Source organism: Nonomuraea maheshkhaliensis (assembly GCF_039529435.1).
GTDB lineage: Bacteria > Actinomycetota > Actinomycetes > Streptosporangiales > Streptosporangiaceae > Nonomuraea > Nonomuraea maheshkhaliensis.
The window spans coordinates 1-15,686 of the sequence record NZ_BAAAMU010000189.1 but is presented as its reverse complement, the minus strand read 5'-3'; the positions used below and the strand labels follow the sequence as shown (position 1 = coordinate 15,686).

At 72.5% G+C, this 15,686-nt stretch carries 15 protein-coding genes and 1 pseudogene; 7 read left to right on the top strand and 9 right to left on the bottom strand.

Features of this window, described 5'->3' with window-relative positions:
* Together ABFX54_RS53090 and ABFX54_RS53085 are read left to right on the top strand one after the other, a co-directional pair.
* Positions 1–627: SDR family NAD(P)-dependent oxidoreductase (locus ABFX54_RS53090; protein ID WP_346114946.1), on the top strand; the 627-nt coding region annotated here is incomplete at its 5' end.
* A 122-nt stretch (positions 628–749) separates the two neighbouring features.
* A complete protein-coding gene (locus ABFX54_RS53085) occupies positions 750–1,664 on the top strand; it encodes a winged helix-turn-helix transcriptional regulator (RefSeq protein ID WP_346114944.1) in 915 nt (304 codons plus the stop codon).
* On the opposite strand, the gene ABFX54_RS53080 is transcribed toward ABFX54_RS53085, so the two are convergent.
* From ABFX54_RS53080 to ABFX54_RS53060, 5 genes are all read right to left on the bottom strand, one after another.
* Complete coding sequence (locus ABFX54_RS53080; RefSeq protein WP_346114942.1) at positions 1,562–2,506, bottom strand: TIGR03620 family F420-dependent LLM class oxidoreductase; 945 nt, start codon at positions 2,504–2,506, stop codon at positions 1,562–1,564. The two genes, ABFX54_RS53085 and ABFX54_RS53080, sit on opposite strands and share 103 nt — an antisense overlap.
* Before the next feature lie 105 nt (positions 2,507–2,611).
* Positions 2,612–3,442, bottom strand: coding sequence for an MOSC domain-containing protein (locus ABFX54_RS53075; RefSeq protein ID WP_346114940.1), 831 nt, complete (start codon positions 3,440–3,442; stop codon positions 2,612–2,614).
* 168 nt (positions 3,443–3,610) lie between these two features.
* Entirely contained in the window at positions 3,611–4,903 is a 1,293-nt protein-coding gene (locus ABFX54_RS53070) for an MFS transporter (RefSeq protein ID WP_346114938.1), read from the bottom strand.
* Positions 4,900–5,382, bottom strand: a complete 483-nt coding sequence (locus ABFX54_RS53065; RefSeq protein WP_346114936.1) for a MarR family winged helix-turn-helix transcriptional regulator — start codon at positions 5,380–5,382, stop codon at positions 4,900–4,902. Before ABFX54_RS53065 ends, ABFX54_RS53070 begins: the two co-directional genes overlap by 4 nt.
* Positions 5,383–5,429: 47 nt before the next feature.
* Entirely contained in the window at positions 5,430–6,497 is a 1,068-nt protein-coding gene (locus tag ABFX54_RS53060; protein ID WP_346114934.1) for an amidohydrolase family protein, read from the bottom strand.
* Positions 6,498–6,614: 117 nt separating this feature from the next.
* Between ABFX54_RS53060 and ABFX54_RS53055 the strand changes: the two genes are divergently transcribed.
* A complete protein-coding gene (locus ABFX54_RS53055; RefSeq protein WP_346114932.1) occupies positions 6,615–7,322 on the top strand; it encodes a TetR/AcrR family transcriptional regulator in 708 nt (235 codons plus the stop codon).
* 42 nt (positions 7,323–7,364) lie between these two features.
* Here ABFX54_RS53055 and ABFX54_RS53050 read toward each other — a convergent pair whose 3' ends face one another.
* The 4 genes and pseudogenes from ABFX54_RS53050 to ABFX54_RS53035 form a co-directional block, all read right to left on the bottom strand.
* A complete protein-coding gene (locus ABFX54_RS53050; RefSeq protein WP_346114930.1) occupies positions 7,365–7,700 on the bottom strand; it encodes a VOC family protein in 336 nt (111 codons plus the stop codon).
* A 66-nt stretch (positions 7,701–7,766) separates the two neighbouring features.
* A pseudogene (locus ABFX54_RS53045) lies at positions 7,767–8,396 on the bottom strand (cytochrome P450).
* A gap of 242 nt (positions 8,397–8,638) precedes the next feature.
* On the bottom strand, positions 8,639–10,825 hold the full coding sequence (locus ABFX54_RS53040; protein WP_346114929.1) for a SpoIIE family protein phosphatase: 2,187 nt from the start codon (positions 10,823–10,825) through the stop codon (positions 8,639–8,641).
* Between the two features lie 142 nt (positions 10,826–10,967).
* A complete protein-coding gene (locus ABFX54_RS53035) occupies positions 10,968–12,026 on the bottom strand; it encodes a LacI family DNA-binding transcriptional regulator (RefSeq protein WP_346114928.1) in 1,059 nt (352 codons plus the stop codon).
* A gap of 234 nt (positions 12,027–12,260) precedes the next feature.
* Here ABFX54_RS53035 and ABFX54_RS53030 point away from each other — a divergent pair, with 234 nt between their 5' ends.
* From ABFX54_RS53030 to ABFX54_RS53015, 4 genes are all read left to right on the top strand, one after another.
* Positions 12,261–13,568, top strand: a complete 1,308-nt coding sequence (locus ABFX54_RS53030) for an ABC transporter substrate-binding protein (RefSeq protein WP_346114927.1) — start codon at positions 12,261–12,263, stop codon at positions 13,566–13,568.
* Positions 13,565–14,491, top strand: a complete 927-nt coding sequence (locus tag ABFX54_RS53025; protein WP_346114926.1) for a carbohydrate ABC transporter permease — start codon at positions 13,565–13,567, stop codon at positions 14,489–14,491. The genes ABFX54_RS53030 and ABFX54_RS53025 overlap by 4 nt, the downstream gene beginning before the upstream one ends.
* The gene (locus ABFX54_RS53020; RefSeq protein ID WP_346114924.1) at positions 14,488–15,315 is read left to right on the top strand and encodes a carbohydrate ABC transporter permease; all 828 of its coding nucleotides are present in this window, start codon (positions 14,488–14,490) and stop codon (positions 15,313–15,315) included. Before ABFX54_RS53025 ends, ABFX54_RS53020 begins: the two co-directional genes overlap by 4 nt.
* Positions 15,316–15,323: 8 nt before the next feature.
* The coding region (locus tag ABFX54_RS53015; protein ID WP_487047338.1) for a glycoside hydrolase family 78 protein at positions 15,324–15,686 on the top strand (363 nt) is incomplete at its 3' end.

Below are 15,686 nucleotides of genomic sequence, written 5' to 3'. Positions count from 1 at the left end.
GTCGCCGCCGTCGGCGACCAGGCCACCGACGCGGGAGCCGACGCCGTGGCCACGGCCGCGGTGGCGGCGGGGCCCATCGACATCCTGGTCAACAACGCCGGCGCCTACCCGCACCGCTCGTGGCGGGACGCCACGGCCGACGACTGGCGCCAGGCGTACGAGGTCAACGTCGTCTCCGGGGTCCGCATGATCCAGCGGGTGGTCCCCGGGATGCGGGAGCTCGGCTGGGGCCGGGTCATCCAGATCGGCGGCGGGCTCGCCCTGCAGCCGGGCGCCGAGCTGCCGCACTACAGCGCCACGCTGGCGGCCCGGCACAACCTCGCGGTGTCGCTGGCCCGCGAGCTGAGGGGGACCGGCGTCACGTCCAACACCGTCTCCCCCGGCGCCATCCTGGTCGACGGCGTCCGGCGCTTCATCACCGGCCTCGCGGCCGGGCGCGGCTGGGGCGAGACGTGGCCGGAGATCGAACGCCACGCGATCGAGGAACTGGCGCCGAACGACGTCGGCCGGCTGGGCCGCCCCGAGGAGATCGCCGCCGCGGTGCTCTACCTCTGCGGACCGTTCGCCGACTACGTCACCGGCACCACCCTGCGGGTGGACGGCGGCACCATCCGCGGCGTGCACTGATCACCTGCCGCGCCGGCGACGAGGGTGAGCGCCGCGCCCCGTCCGAGCCGTTCACCGCACGAGGTGGATTCCCATCTGAAACCCACTCGGTACACTCGCGGTGGACGGCGAGGAGGCGAGCGGTGGCACGAGTGGTGCGCGAGCTGGACGCCGGCTGCGCCATCGCGCAGGCCGCGGCGGTGGTCGGCGAGTGGTGGAGCCTGCTCATCGTGCGGGAGGTCAGCCGGGGCCGGCACCGCTTCGACGACCTCCAGTCGGAGCTGGCCATCTCGCGGCGCGTGCTGGCCGAGCGGCTCAAGCACCTGCTCGATCACGCCGTGCTGGAGCGCCGCGCGTACCAGCGGCGGCCGGTCCGGTACGAGTACCACCTGACCGACGCCGGCCGGGCGCTGGCCCCCGTGCTGATCGGGCTTCAAGACTGGGCCGACCGCTTCGTCCTGGGCGACGGCACCCTCACCGCCGGCGCCTCCCCCACCGGCCCCGAGGCCACCCGGCTGCGCGCCCTGACCGGGACCTCCGTGCCATATCCCCTCAGCCTGCCCGCGACCGGCCGTGGCGAGCGGGACGTGGTGTCCGCCGACGCGCCCGCCACCGTGATCTTCACCTATCCGGCCACCGGCGCTCCGGGCCTCCTGCCGGAGGACTGGACGCGGATCCCGGGAGCGTCCGGCTGCACCCTGGAGAACCGCCTGTTCCGCGCCTCTGCCGCCGCCTTCGCGCGGGCCGGGGTGGCCCTGCGCGGGGTGAGCACGCAGAGCCCCGACGAGCAGCAGGCGTTCGCCGACGCCGAGGACATTCCGTTCCCCCTGCTGTCGGACGTGGATCTCGCCCTGTGCGCGGCCCTGCGGCTGCCCACGTTCCGCGCCGGGCAGACCCTGCGGCTCAAGCGGGCCGTCGTCGTCGCCGACGCCCACCGGACGATCCATCACGTCATCTACCCGATCGCCGACATCCCCTCGGCGGTCGACGAGGCCCTGCGGCTCGGCGCCGCGCTGGCGGATGCGGGCAGGAGCGCGCCGGCCAGTCGCCGCCAGTAGGGCATCGCCGACTCCCCCGGCCGCACCCCGATCACCTGTACGGTGACATGGTCGGCGCCCGCGTCGAGATGGCCGTGCAGCTTGCCCGCGATCGTGTCCAGATCGCCCCAGAAGACGAAGTCGTCCACCAGCCGGTCGCCGCCGCCGCCGGAGAGCTCCTCCTCCGCGTACCCCAGCCGCCGGAACTTGGCCAGGTTGTAAGGCGTGGACAGGTAGGGGCGCAGGTGCTCGCGCGCGACCGCCCGCGCCTTGGCCGGGTCGCTCTCGAACAGCACGGGGTGCTCGACCGCGAGGAAGGGCTCGGCGCCCAGGACACGCCGCGCCTGCTCGGTGTGCGCCACGTTGACGTGGTAGGTCTGCGCGCCGGCGGCCCGGTCGCGGGCCAGCTCCAGCATCTTGGGCCCGTACGCGGCCAGGATGCGCCGCATCGGCCCCTGCGGCACCGGGCCGACCGGCTCCAGCGTGTCCATCTCGTCCAGGTAGGCGGCCATGGCCACCAGCGGCGTGGTGCCCGGACGCGGCTCGCCGCCGAAGCCGAGCCCGAGCACGTGCCGGTCCGGGTAGGCGTCGGCGAGCAGCGCCGCGGCCCCGTACGTCCACCGTGCCCCGCGCGACCAGATGCGCGCGACGCCGTTGACCACGCGCAGCCGCCTGGTCGACGCGAGCAGGAAGCCGGCGTGCGTCAGCGCCTCGCGGCCGAGCAGCTCGGGCACCCACACCGCCGGCCAGCCCAGCTCCTCCAGCTCCTGGACCGACTCACGCACCAGCGCCGCCGGCTGGTGCTCGAAGTCGAAGGTGTAGATCCCGAACGTCCCGAGATCCATGCCGTGCATGCCGCTCATCGCGCCTCTCCCCATTGACCGCTTTCGCATCAACATATCGCATTATTTCGATGCTACGTGCTCGCGTGCTACACGACGAGGGCGGCGCGCCGAGGCGCCTGTGGATCAGAGCTCGGACGCGCCCCACGAGGTGACCTTGACCGCGTCCCCGACGGCGATGGCGCCGGTCGCGACCACGGAGAACTTGGCGCCGAAGGCCACCCCGCCCTGGGCGGCCCTGCGGTAGCCTGCCAGGGTGCGCAGCGGCTCATGGCCCGCCTTGGTCCCGCTGTCCTGGTCGATCGTGGTGACGACACAGCGGATGGCGATCTTCGCGTAGCCGAGCTCGGCCGCGCCGATCGTGACGGCGTACGCGCGGTCCTCGGTGTGCGGCTCGTCCCAGCCGTCCACGACGATGTTGGGACGGAACCGGTTGACGGGCAGCGGGCCCTCGCCGCGCGCGGCGAGCCTGTGGTTGAGCTGGTCCAGGCTGGCGCACGAGACGACGAGCACGGCGCCGCTGTCGGCGAACCCCGCCGTGCCGGGCGTCCTGCCGCCGGTCACCCGGGCGTGCTCGGGCGGCACCCGGACGAGCCTGCTCGGCTGCCCGAGCACGTGCGAGAGCCAGCGCCCGGCCGCCGGCCCCTGGTCGATGCCCAGATACGGCTTCCCGAACAGCTCCACGCGCTCCCGAGTGCCGCTCACGTCCACGTCGAGGTCCAGATCCTCGATGCCGGGAGCCCGCAGGCGCAGCCGCGCGCCGCCGTCGCCGACCTCGGGGCGGATCAGCGCCATCCGCGGATCGCGGCGCTGGCTCATGAAGCCGCCCCCCTCGTTGACGACCATGAAGCTGCGGTCGTGCGCGAGGCCGGCGGGCGTGAGCGTCACCTCTTCCGCCGCCACTCCGGCGCATCCTTTGATCGGGTAGTACGTCAGTGCGGTGACGCGTGCTGCCATGCGCTGTTCCTCCGTGGCGAGCCCCGCGCTCGTCCGGTCCCGCCGGGCTGAGGGGGCTCTTTTTCACTTCTGTCCAAGTTCCAGAATGGAACCTACTCGGCCGGGGAACAGCCCGCCAACCGGGAACGAGCCGCATGGCGGCGATGCGTGATGCTGCGCCGGGCCGGCTCAGCTCGGGGTGCCGGTGGCGGCCTCGGCGGCCTCGGCCAGCTCGGCGTCCCGTTCGCCCTGGCCGGCGTGGGCGTCCAGCTGGGCCTGGTTGCTCTCGGCGCGCACCAGGTCGCGGTGGCCGGTGGCGAGGATGGCGATGCCGACGAGGATCGCGCAGGCGCCGATGACGAAGGGCACGTGCACGTTGAAGTGCTCGGCGAGCTGCCCGGCCGCGAACGGCGCCAGGCCGCCGCCGATGAAGCGCACGAACCCGTACGCCGCCGAGGCCACCGGCCGTTCCACCGGCGCGACCATCATCACGGCCTGGGTGGTCAGCGTGTTGTTCACGCCGATGAAGACGCCGGCCACGATCACGGCGGTGATCAGCACCGGCCGGTTGTCGACGAAGGCGGCGATGACGAAGATGACCACCGCGAACAGGGCGAGGTTGCCGTAGAGCGTGCGGGCCAGGCCCAGCCGGCGCTGCAGCCAGGGCGCGCCGGCCACCGAGAAGATCGCCACCATCAGGCCCCAGCCGGTGAAGACGAGGCCGAGCTGGATGGCGTCCAGCTCCATGGGGAAGGGCGCGTAGCCGAGCACGGTGAAGAAGCCCCAGTTGTAGCAGAGGGCCGTCAGGCTCATGATCAGCAGGCCGCGGTGGCGCAGGGCCTTGAGCGGGTCGAGCAGGGAGGTTCTGCGCGCGGGTTTCGGCTGCGGGCGTACCAGCAGGACGGTGGCGAGCAGGGCGACGGTCATCAGCACGGCGACGCCGTAGAAGGGGCCGCGCCAGCTGATGTGGCCGAGCGCGCCGCCGAGCAGCGGGCCGATGGCGATGCCCAGGCCGAGCGCGGCCTCGTACAGGATGATCGCACCGCTGAAGCCGCCGCTGGCGGCGGCCACGATGACGGCCAGGGACGTCGCCACGAACAGCGCGTTGCCCAGGCCCCAGCCCGCGCGGAAGCCGATGATGCCGCCGACGCTGCCGGAGGTGCCGGCCAGCGCACTGAACACGACGATCAGCACGAGCCCGGCGATCAGCGTCCACTTGGCGCCGATGCGGCTCGACACCCAGCCGGTGATCAGCATCGCGACGGCCATGACGACCAGGTAACTCGTGAACAGCAGCGTCACCTGGCTGGGCGAGGCGTGCAGGTCGGCGGAGATCGCGGGCAGGATCGGGTCGACGAGACCGATCCCCATGAAGGAGATCACGCACGCGAACGCGACCGCCCAGACGGCCTTGGGCTGACGGAAGGGGCTCGGGACAGGACTGGGGGCGGGACTGGGGGCGGGACTGGCGGGGCTGGTCATGCACTCACCTCGGGGGAGGGGACAGCGGGGCCGGCGGGGCCGAAGGCTCGCGCGGTCAGCCGTTCGAGAGCCGGCAGCGCGGCGGCGATGGCGGCGCGGTCTTCCTCCGGCAACTCCGCCAGCAGCTCGGCGAGCCTCTTGGCCTGGACCGCGCGGCGACGGGCCAGCTCGGCGCGGCCGTGCCGGGTGATGGCGACCACGACGACCCGCCGGTCGGAGGGATCGGCCTGCCGCTCGGCCAGCGCCTCCCGTTCGAGCCGGGAGACGAGCTGGGTCATCGCGGGCTGCGTGACGCCCTCCATGACGGCCAGGTCGGTCAGCCGGCGCGGGCCCAGACGTTCCAGGCCGGCCAGCGTGGACAGCGCCGTGATCGACAGGTCCCTGGGGACGTCGAGCAGGCGCATCATCGTCCTGATCCGGGCCAGCCCGACCGCCAGCTCCAGCTCGTCCACGGGCTGAGCAGGGGGATCGATATCCATAAGCAACTTATATCACTTGCTTATGTATACCTTTGCCCCGGGTGTGCTCAGGTGGGGAGGTGTTCGACGCCGGCGCACCACACGCGCAGGACGTGCGCGGTCGCGGTGATGGCGGCCAGCGGGTCGCCGTCGATGAGGACGAGGTCGGCCCGGCGTCCGGGCTCGACGCTCCCCCGGTCGCCGAGGGAGAAGTGCCGCGCGGGCAGGGACGTCGCCGCGCGCAGCGCCTCGGCGGGGCTCAGCCCGGCCTCGACCAGCAGCCGCAGCTCCTGGTGCAGGCTCGCGCCGTGCTCGGCCTGGAAGGGGACGCCGGGTTCGTCGTTGGCGTCGGTCCCGGCCAGAACGGGCACTCCGGCCGCGTGCAGAGCCGCCACGGTCGCCGCGCATCCGGCGAAGTCGCCGGGGGCGCCGAAGAAGCGGGCGAGGCCCCGCATCATGACCAGGGTGGGGACGGACACGCGTCCCTCGGCGCGCATGCGGGTCACGTCGGCGGGGTCGGCGGCCGCGCCGCGCGGGCAGTGGGTGATGACGTCGGCGCCGGAGTCGACGGCCATCGTGTACGCCCCGGCGGAGGCGGCGTGCGCGACCACCCGCCGGCCGCGCGCGTGGGCGGCGTCCACGATCGCCTTGGCCACGCCGGCCTCCACGCCGCCCCCGCCGGGCGCCTCCATGACGATCTTGACGTAGTCCGCGCCCTCCGCGATCCGGGCCGCGACCCAGCCCTCCGCCTCGCGGGCGTCCGTGACGACGGCCTCGGGCTCCTTCACCAGCAGGCGGGCGTGCGGCCCCTCGGGCCCGATGGCGGGCAGTCCGGCGCTGCGCAGGTCGGCGGTGCCCGGGGCGCCACGCAGCGAGGCGGACAGTTCCGGCGGCCAGGAGGCCATGTCCAGGCCGGTGGTCACCCCGTGGCGGGCCAGCGCGTCCCGGGCTCGGGCGCTGCGGACGTGGACGTGGCCGTCGATCAGCCCGGGAAGCAGGACGGCCCCGCGGGCGTCGATCCGCTCGCCCCGCGCCGCCCCGGAGGCGATGAGCCCGTTCTCGACGACGACGGTGGCCGGTTCCGTCAGCCGCCACCCGTCGAAGACCCGCGCGTTGACCAGGGCGAATGCGTTCACGATGGAGCCCTCCTCCAATTAAGGGACAGATTTGTCCTCTAACGCAGGGAGGCTAGTCCCCCGAGAGCTGGCATGTCCACTGCGGGCCGCGCGCCCGGGTCGGCTATAACCGGAGGCGTGCTCCCGCATCCCGCCGACGCCACCGACCCTCCACCCCGGCCCGCCGGCGGCCCGTCTTCCGGCTCCGCCGACGGCCCGTCTCCCGGCTCCGGTGCCGGACCGGCGGGCCGGCCCACGCGGCGGCGGGGTGAGGCGCTGACCAGGGCGATCTACCGGGCCGCGTTCGAGGAGCTGGCCCGGCACGGATACGACGCGCTCGCCTTCGACAAGCTCGCCCCCCGCGCGGGGACCGGCAAGTCGGTCCTCTACCGCCGCTGGTCGAGCCCCGCCGAGCTGCTGCTGGACGCGATGAAGGATCCGGTCGAGGGGTTCGCCGCCGCCCCCGTTCCCGACACGGGCACCCTGCGCGGCGACCTGCTGGCCCTGCTGTGCGGGCTGGCCCGCGTGCTCGACGAGCCGCGTGGCCGGGCCATCATCCCGCTGCTGACCGATCGGGGCCGCCCGCCGGAGCTGCAGGACGCCGTCCGCGCCCTGGTCATCGTCCGCCACCAGGACATCGTCATCGGACGCCTGCGCGCCGCCGCCGAGCGCGGTGAGGCGGACCCGGCGGCGGTGACGCCGCTGGTCGCGTCGGTCGGGCCGCGCATGATCCTGGGCGAGACGATGCACAAAGGGCACGTGAGCGAGGAGGACGTCGTCGCCGTCGTCGACGACGTGCTCCTGCCCCTGACCGCGCCCCGCCGTCCGCGCGGGCCGAACCCCTGACCGCGCCCCGCCACCCGGCCGGGCCGGACCCCTGAGGGAGGGTCAGGCCGGGCCGCCGCCCAGGCTGATCTCGTTGCCGTCGGGGTCGCGGTAGATCACCTTGGTCGCGCCCCCTTCGAACGTCTCCCGCTCCGCGGGCTCGATCCCCCGGCCCGCGACCTCGGCGACCTCCTTGTCGAGGTCGCCGACGTACAGCAGCACCAGGGCGTTCCCCGCCCGTCGCGGATCCTGGACGATGTAGACGTAACGGTGCTCGGCCGTCTCCCACACCGCCTCGATGTCGTTGGGCAGGAACGACGGCGGCCGGCCGAAGAACCGCTCGTACCAGGGCGCCGCCGCCGCGTAGTCGGTGACGGGAATGCCGGCGAAGAGATCCACTGTCAGGTCCTCATCCGTGCGCTGGGCCGATGTGTCATCCGTACCGACCTCCGCGGCGAGGAAAACTCATCGCGACCAGGACCAGGCGACGGGCAGGGAGTGCACGCCGAAGATGAGCGTCTCGTCCCGCAGCGGCACCTGCGCGGCGGGCACGGCCAGGCGCAGGCCGGGCAGGCGCGTGATCAGCTCGCGCAGGCCGATCCGCAGCTCGACCCGGGCCAGCTGCTGGCCCAGGCACTGGTGGATGCCCTGGCCGAAGGCCAGGTGCGAGGCGCGCGGGCGGCGCACGTCGAACCGGTCGGGTTCGGCTCAGTGCCGTTCGTCGCGGTTGACCTCGGGAGTGGCGATCACGACCGTGGCGCCGGCGGGGAGGTCCACGCCGCCCACCGTGACCGGCTCGGTGGTGACCCGGCTGACGCCGAGCTGGATGATCGACAGGTAACGCAGCAACTCCTCGACCGCGTCGTCGATCAGTCCCGGGTCGTCACGCAGCGCGCCGAGCTGGCCGGGGTGCTCCAGCAGCGCGAAGGCGCCCAGGCCGAGCATGTTCGCGGTGGTCTCGTGACCGGCGCCGAGCAGCACGGTGGCGATGTCGACGAGCTGGGCGTCGGTCAGCGGCGGGTCGGCGTCGTGGATGAGGCCGGACAGCAGGTCGTCGGTGCGACGGGCGCGCTTGTCCGCGACGAGCCGGCGCATGAACGCGTGCAGCGCGGCGCCGGCCTCGGCCCGCGCCTCGGGCGGGGCGGCGGAGTTGAGCGAGACGGCGGTGCGTTCTGGAACTCGGCCCGGTCGGCGTAGTCGACGCCGAGCAGCTCGCAGATGACCAGCGAGGGCAGCGGCAGGGCGAACGCGGGGACGAGGTCGGCCTCGTACCCGGCCGCCCGCATCGCCTCGATGTGCTCGACGGCATTGCATAACGTGCAATTCTTGCGCGTGGTTCAGGGGGTCCGCTGCGGGCCCGTCCCGCGGTGCTGGAGCAGCATGAGCGCGATGTCGTCCGCGCGGTGCCTGGTGTGGGGCGCGTGGTCGAGCAGGGCGTCGGTGAGGTGTTCGAGGGGTTCGTCGCAGGCACGGGTGAGGTGCGCGGCGAGCCCGCCGATGGCCTCGTCGAGGTCGGTCCCCGGCGACTCGACCAGGCCGTCGGTGTAGAGGGCCAGGACGGCGCCGGGCGGGAACGGCGTCTGCACGGTGGGATAGTCGGCGTCGGGGTCGATGCCGAGCAGCACGCCGGGCGGCACGTCGATGACCTCGGCGGGCATGCTCGGCGGGCGCAGCAGCGGCGGCAGGTGCCCGGCGTTGGCCGCGCAGAGCGTGCGCAGCCGCAGGTTGACGTAGACGAGCAGGCAGCTGGTGAACAGGTCGGCGCGCAGGTCGAGGAGCAGGCGGTTGGTGTGCATGAGCACGTCGCCGGGGCCGGCGCCGGTGGCGGCGTGGGCGTGGATGGCCGTGCGGACCTGACCCATGAGCGCGGCGGCGGTCATGTTGTGTCCCTGGACGTCCGCGATGACCGCGGCGGCGGTGGTGTCGTCGAGCCGGATGAGGTCGTAGAAGTCGCCGCCGACGCCGACGCCCCGCGTGGCGGGCACGTAGCGGGCGGCCACCTCCAGCCCGGCGATCTCGGGCAGGCTGCCGGGCAGCAGGGAGGTCTGCAGGGTGTGGGAGAGCCGGTCCTTGGTGTCGTAGACGAGGGCCCGGTCGAGCGCCGGCCCCATCATGCCGGCCAGGGCGGTGAGCGTGGCGCGCTGCTCGGCGGTGAAGGGATGGGGATGGTCGAAGGCGAGCACGCAGCAGCCGAAGATGTCGTCGGAGACGGCCAGCGGCAGGAGCGCCCACGCCTGCATCGGACCGTCGCGGTTCAGCTCGGGATAGAGCTCGCCCAGCTCGCTCCAGCTGCCCGCGAACAGCGGCTCGCCGCTGCGCAGGACCTGCGCCACCGGTGTGGGCGAGGCCAGGGGCAGCCCGTCGAACCTGTCGAGCACGTCGGTGGGGTATCCGTGGGAACCGACGATCCGCATCCGGCCGCCCTCGGCGATGATGATCGCCATGGCCGCGGCCCGGAACACCGGCATGACATGGTCGGCGATCAGGTCGACGGCCTCACGTACGTTCAGGGCCCGCGTCAGGCCCGCCACCATGTGCAGGAAGTTGTAGTAGACGTCCACCCGGTGCATCCCCGCCGCGCCGGCGGAGGGATCGCGCGGGTAGGCGTTGGCCGGGTCGTCCTGCGCGGCCGGAGTGATGCGCAGGCTGATGCCCGACGGGTCGGGATAGAGCCAGAACCGCAGCTCACGGCCGTCGGGATGGCGGGCGGTGCACCACGTGAGCTCCTGGCTGACCACCGCGGCCCGGCAGCGGTCCTCGAAGACCGGGTCCTTCAGCCACGACGCCACCTCCCACAGCGGTTTCCCGCGCAGTTCGGCCACGTCGGCGCCGAGCAGGGCGGCCCCGGTCGCGTCGGCGAAGGTGATGACGCCGTCCAGGTTGAGCGCGACGCAGGCGCCGCGCAGCCGGTCGAGATAGCCGGCCATGGCGGCGTGCGGCTCCGGCATCAGGGCCCGCCCCTGCGGCAGGACGCGCGGCTCCTCGGCGGGCTCCAGCCGATGCCCGCTGTCGGCCGCCTGCCCCAGCAGGGTGGCCATGTTGTGGGCGGCGGCCTCGACGGCCTCCCGCTCGGCGGTTGCGAGCTCGGCCGGCCGGGAGGCCGGCCAGAGCAGCGCCAGCGCTCCCCACAGCCGGGCCCCCTCCACCAGGGGCACGGCGACGCACGCGAACCGGTACGGCAGCGCCAAGGCCGACCCGGGGAACCTGGCCGCCATCTCCTGGCGGTCGGGCACCCAGATCAGCCGGCGCCTGCGGACCGCCGCGGCCACCGGCGCGCTCGCGTTCGTCCTGATCCTGGTCCACGGCTTGACGATCTGGCCGGGCATGCCGATCTCGGCCTCCATCAGCAGGACCTGCTCCCCGTTGTCCACCACGCCGCCGGGCACGCCGCCGGGCACCTCGCCGGGCGGGGAGAGCAGGTAGATCGCGCCGATGTGCGCCGTCGTGTCACGGACGACCCGGGCCAAGGCCTCGTCCAGCCCCGCCGTGTATGGCCGGATCCGCTCCTCAGCGCGGCTCCGCACGCGCTACCTCGTTCCGTCCTGCGCTGCCGTCGATGCCGTACCCGTTGGAGCTGTCATGGGTTCAATCGTAGGGAGCGGTGTCCGGGACGAGACCGGCCGTTGCCACATCTTGGCGACGGACTTGCAGGAATATGGCCCTTTGTCACCAATCCGGCGTACGGCCCTCAAGGCGCGGATCCGGAGGTGCGGTGGAGCGACGGGTGACGAGGGTAGGGGTGACCGAGAAGCGCACCGCGGCGGTGCGCCCGCCGATGCGTTCGAGCAGCAGCCGGCCCGCCGTCCGGCCCATCAGCGCGCCGTCCTGGTCGACGCTGGTCAGCGCGATGTGCGCGAGCCCGGTCACCCTGGCGTTGTCGTAGCCGGCCACGGAGATGTCGCCGGGCACGGTCAGGCCGGCCTCGTGCACGGCCGCGAGGGCGCCGAAGGCGGCCTGGTCGGAGCCGGCGAAGATGGCGGTAGGGCGCGGGTCGCGCGACAGCAGCTCGCGGGTGCCCTCGTAGCCGCCCTCCTCGGTGTAGGAGGTGCTGGCCACGGCGATGTGCTCGGCCAGGCCGTGCTCGGTCATCACCCGTTCGTAGGTGGCCGCCCTGATGGTCTGCAGCAGGGCGGTCGAGCGGCTCCTGAGGGAGTCGGTGATGTGCGCGACGCGCCGGTGGCCCAGCCCGATGAGGTGCTCGACCGCCAGTTCGGCCCCCACCTCGTCGTCGTCGAGGACGCAGTCGTAGCGGGAGGAGCGGTCGTGGCGGCCGAGCACGACGAGCGGGGTGTCGTCGGCCAGCTGTTCCAGCTGCGCCCTGGCGCAGGCGGGGGCGACCCAGAAGACGCCGTCCACCTGCCGGTCCACCAGCGCGTCGCTCGCGCGCCGCTCCGCGGCGGGGTCGCGGCCCCCGCTCTGCACCATGATGGCCTGGTATCCGCTGGCGGAGATCTCGTCCGTCAGGCCGTCGATGATGTCGGCGAAGAACGGGTTCCTGATGTGCGGCAGCAGCACGCCGATGGTGAAGGTGCGCCCGCGCATGGCGCGGGCCGCGTTGTGCGGGCGGTAGCCGAGATCGTCGATGGCGGCCCGCACCTTGGCGCGCATCGCCTCGCTGACGCCGCCGGCGTTGCGCAGCACCTTCGACACCGCCGTGGTGGACACCTGGGCGTGCCTGGCCACGTCGGTGATCGTCACCCTGCGCTGCCGGTCCCGTGTGACCATGTGCCGCCTCTCGCTCGACCAGACGCCGCTCGATTGTACGAGCCCCGCACCGCCTGGACCTCGGATGGGTAACGTTACCCATCCGACCTCACCGAACCTCCAGGAAGGCCACGATGACAAGGATGTCGATCGGGGACCGTTCCCCATCAGCGTCTTGACGGCCCGCCAGGTAACGCTTACGTTAACTCCCATCGGGGGACGTTTAAAACGTTTCAACGAACCCGGAGGGGCGTTGTGAAGACCTCGCACCGCATGGCGGGAGCGGCCCTGGCCGTTCTCACGATGACGGCCCTGACCTCGTGCGGCTCGGGCGGCGGCGCCGGGCCGGCCGCCGACGGCTCGGTCACGCTGAAGTTCCTCGTCGACAACAGCCTCGGGACCACCGCCACCGCCAAGGCGCTCACGGACGCCTTCATGCGGGCCAACCCCAAGATCAAGATCGAGACGGAGACGCGGCCGGGCGGCAGCGAGGGCGACAACATCGTCAAGACCCGCCTCTCCACGGGCGACATGTCGGATGTGTTCTGGTACAACTCGGGCTCGCTGCTCCAGGCGCTCAACCCCGCGCAGACCATGGTCGACCTCACCGGCGACCCGGTGCTGGCAGGTGTGCGGAAGGACTTCCTGCCGGTGGTGAGCCAGGAGGGCAAGGCGTACGGCGTTCCGGCCGGCACGCTGACCGGCGGCGGCATCCTGTACAACCGCAAGATCTACGAACGGCTCAAGCTGGAGGTCCCCAGGACTTGGGCCGACTTCATGGCCAACAACGAGAAGATCAAGGCGGCCGGGATCACCCCGGTGATCGGCACGTTCAAGGACACCTGGACCTCGCAGCTGTTCGTGCTCGGCGACTTCTTCAACGTGCAGGCGGCGGTGCCGGGCTTCGCCGGCGACTACACCGCCAACAAGGTCAAGTTCGCCGGCACGCCGGCCGCGCGAGCCGGGTTCGAGCACCTGGCCGAGGTGCACGCCAAGGGCTACCTGAACGAGGGCTTCGGCTCGGCGACCAACGACCAGGGCGTCAAGATGCTGGCCGAGGGCAAGGGCGCGCACTACGCGATGCTCAGCTCCGCCCTGCCGCCGGTGATCGCCACGCTGCCGCAGGCGGCCACGGACGTCGGCTTCTTCGGCATCCCGGGCACCGACGCGGCCCGCAACGGCGCCACGGTCTGGGAGCCGGCCGCCATTTACATCGCCAGGACCAGCGAGAACGTGGAGGCGGCCAAGAAATTCCTGGCCTTCGTCGCCTCGCCGCCGGCCGCCGAGGCGGTCACCGCGGCCGTCCCGCCGACCGGGCCGTACCGGATCACCGGCGCCGAGCTGCCCGACGACGCCATCCAGGCCGCCAAGGACCTGCAGACCTACGTCGACCAGGGCGCCACGGCGCCGGCGCTGGAGTTCGTCTCGCCGGTCAAGGGCCCGTCGCTGGAACAGATCACGGTCGCGGTCGGCTCCGGGCTGACGCCGCCCGCCGAGGGGGCCGCCCAGTACGACAAGGACGTGGAGAAGCAGGCCAAGCAGCTGGGTCTCGCGGGGTGGTGACCAGCCAGCACGCCGGGCCCCGTACGGGGTCCGGCCCGGCCAGGGCCCCCGGCCGCGCCTCGCGCCGCCGCGACGCGGCCTACCCGTACGCGCTCTACCTGCCCGCCGCCGTCGTCTTCGGGGTCGTCTTCCTGGTGCCGACGGCCATGGCCTTCTACTTCGCGCTCACCCGGTGGACGTTGTTCGACAGCACGTTCGTCGGCCTGGACAACTTCCGCGACTTCCTGGCCGAGCAGAACCTCAGCATCGGCTTCGGCAACACCCTGTTCTACGCGGTGCTCACCAGCGGTCTGAAGGTCGTCCTCGGGCTGCTGCTGGGCGTGCTGCTCACCTCGCGGCTGCGGCTGCGCGGCTTCCTGCGCTCGGTGGTGTTCTTCCCGACGCTGGTCTCCACGGTCGCCGTGGGCATCACCTTCAGCATGCTGCTCAAGCCGGACACGGGCCTGGTGAACGAGGCCCTGGCCGTGGTGGGCGTGGACGGGCGCGACTGGCTCGGCGACGCCACCACGGCGCTGCTGTCGGTGGCGCTGGTGGACGTGTGGAAGGGCGTGGGCCTGGCCACCGTGATCTACATCGCCGGCATCATGTCGATCCCGGCCGAGTACTACCAGGCCGTGGCGGTGGACGGGGGCGGCGCCTGGCACCGCTTCCGGCACATCACGCTGCCGCTGAGCCGGCCGGCCACGTACTCGGTGATCATCCTGTCGTTCATCGGCGGGCTGCGCTCGTTCGACCTCATCTGGACGATGACCCGCGGCGGGCCCGGCTTCACCAGCGACACCATCGCCTCGATCATCTACAAGCAGTACCAGGCCGGCTTCTTCGGCCTGTCCACCGCGGGCAACGTGCTGCTCTTCCTCGTCGTCACGGTCATCGCCGTGCCGCTCAACCATTTCCTCGGCAAGAGGCAGGTGGCCGCATGAGGGCGCTTCGCCGGCTGGGCGCGGAGACGGTCACGCTGGTCCTGGCCACGGTGATCTTCCTGGTCCCGTTCGCGTTCATGCTGCTGACCGCGGTCAAGGACCAGACGCAGGCCACCGACCTCGACTTCGCCTGGCCGACGAGCTGGCCGATCGTCGAGAACTTCGTCGCCGTGGTGGAGGCGCGCGACTACGTGCTGCTGCGCGCCTACGTCAACAGCACCGTGATCACCGTCGCCTCCGTGGCGCTGCTGGTCGTCTTCGCGTCGATGGCCGCGTTCGTGCTGCAGCGCCGTCCTGGCCGGGTGTCCAGGGTGGCCGGCTTCCTCGTGCTGTCGGGGCTGATCATCCCGCCGGCGGTCGTGCCGACCATCTGGCTGCTGCAGGCGCTGGGCCTGTTCAAGACCCTGCCGGGGATGATCCTGGCCGAGGTGGCCTTCCACCTGTCGTTCGCGATGCTGCTGTTCCGGGCGTTCATCGCGGCGATCCCGCGCGAGCTGGACGAGGCGGCCCAGATCGACGGTTGCGGCGGCCTGCGGCTGTTCTTCCGCGTCGTCTTCCCGCTGCTGCGGCCGGTCACCATCACCGTCGTCCTGGTCAGCTCGGTGAACATCTTCAACGACTTCGTCAACCCGCTCTACCTGCTGCCCGGCGACGAGAACGCCACCGTGCAGGTCACGCTCTACAACTTCCAGAGCCAGTACAACACCCAGTGGAACCTGCTGTTCATGGACATCGTGCTCATCACGATCCCGCCGCTGCTGCTGTTCGTCTTCTTCAATCGCAAGATCGTCGCCGGTATGACCGCCGGCGCCGTCAAGGGCTAAGGAGCGCCTTGCCACACGTCAGCACACCCACGTTCGAACACCACGACGACCTTCTCGGCATCGGCGAACCCGCGCCTCGCCTGTCCTGGACCGTGACCACCGAGCTGCCCGGGTGGCGGCAGGCGGCGTACGAGATCGAGCTGAGCGACGGCACCGCCACCGGCCGGGTCGAGTCGCAGGACTCGGTGCTCGTGCCCTGGCCGGGCGCGCCGCTGAGGTCGCGCGAGCGGCGCGGCGCGCGGGTGCGCGTCCACGGCGCCGACGGCTCGGCCGGCGAATGGAGCGCATGGAGCGAATGGTCCTACGCCGAGGCCGGGCTGCTGGATCCGGCCGACTGGGGGGGGGCCGGCGGGGCGGCGCCCCTTGGGCTG